The organism is Nocardiopsis sp. RV163, assembly GCF_001029525.1.
GTDB lineage: Bacteria > Actinomycetota > Actinomycetes > Streptosporangiales > Streptosporangiaceae > Nocardiopsis > Nocardiopsis dassonvillei.
Map to the genome: position 1 here is coordinate 1 of NZ_LEKI01000338.1, position 1,308 is coordinate 1,308.

The window sequence follows — 1,308 nt, forward strand, 5'->3', positions numbered from 1 at the left end:
GGCGAATTCTAGGGATCGTTGCAACACTGAAGGTCAGTTGCTTGCTTGAAGCAGCTTAGCGAGGCGCTCGGCTGGGGTATCCCAGCCGAGCGTTTTGCGTGGGCGCCCGTTGAGCTGGACGGCCACCGCCTCCACATGCTCGCGAGAGTGCACGGACAGATCAGTGCCCTTGGGGAAGTACTGCCTGAGTAGGCCGTTGGTGTTCTCGTTGGAGCCGCGCTGCCAGGGACTGGCCGGATCACAGAAGTAGACCGGGATGTCGGTGGCGGTGGTGAACGCCCCGTGCCCGGCCATCTCCGAACCCTGGTCCCAAGTGATCGAGCGGGTCAGATGCCGAGGCAGGGTCTGGACCGTGGCGGCCAGAGCATCACGCACCTGCTCCGCGCCGCGCCCGTGGGGCAGGTGCAACAGCATGGTGTAGCGGGTGGAACGCTCCACCAGGGTGCCGATCGCCGAGCCACCTTCGGCACCGATGATCAGATCGCCCTCCCAGTGCCCGGGCACCGCCCGGTCGGCGACCTCGGGTGGGCGTTCGCTGATCATCACCATCGGAGCGGCAAAGCGTGGTTGTCGCTGCTGGGCCTGGCGGCGGGGTTTGCGTCGGGCGCGTCCTGAGCGCAACGCACCGGCCAGCTCCCGGCGCAGTTGGCCACGGCCTTGGACGTAGAGGGCCTGGTAGATCGTCTCGTGGCACACGTGCAGCTCCGGCCGGTCGGGGAAGTCCCGTTTGAGCCTACGACTGATCTGTTCGGGGCTCCACCGCTGGTCCAACAGGTCCTGAACCCGGGCACGCAGCTCGGGGTCCAAGGCGATCTTGGCGGGTTTGGGGCGTGGCCTGCGGGCATCGGCCCGGCGCTGGGCCGCGTGGGGGCGGTAGTGGCGCTTGCCACGCGGGTCCACGGTGCCGTTACGGCGGACCTCCCGGCTGATCGTGGAGTGGTCACGTCCCAGCTCGGCGGCGATCGCTCGTGCGGACTTGCCCTCGCGGTGCAGGTCAGCGATGTGGATGCGCTCGGCTTCGTTGAGGTAGCGGGACGGGCCGGTGGGCGGTACCACCGTGGTGATGGGTGGCACCGCCCTGCGGCCGTTTTCGGCGCTGCGACCGTTACGCCACTTCCTGCCGGTGCGTTCGTCTACGCCGACGATCAGGCAGGCTTCGGCGTTGCTGTGGCCCTGCTGCATGAGCTGCAAGTATGCCGCTCGCTCAGCGGAGAGCTTCCTCGGGCCCTGTGGTACTCGGTTCTTACGGATCTGGAAGTGCATCGCACCCCTTGAACTGGGGTGTTGCAACCACCACTAGAACCCAAG

1 protein-coding gene is annotated in these 1,308 nt (G+C 67.3%); it reads right to left on the reverse strand.

Annotated features, from left to right (window positions below; all coding sequences use genetic code 11):
- Positions 1 to 33: 33 nt before the first annotated feature.
- Positions 34 to 1,182 carry an IS30 family transposase gene (locus ABD54_RS26575; RefSeq protein WP_394324554.1) on the reverse strand — a complete coding sequence of 383 codons (1,149 nt, stop codon included), beginning with the start codon at positions 1,180 to 1,182 and terminating at the stop codon, positions 34 to 36.
- Positions 1,183 to 1,308 lie beyond the last annotated feature (126 nt).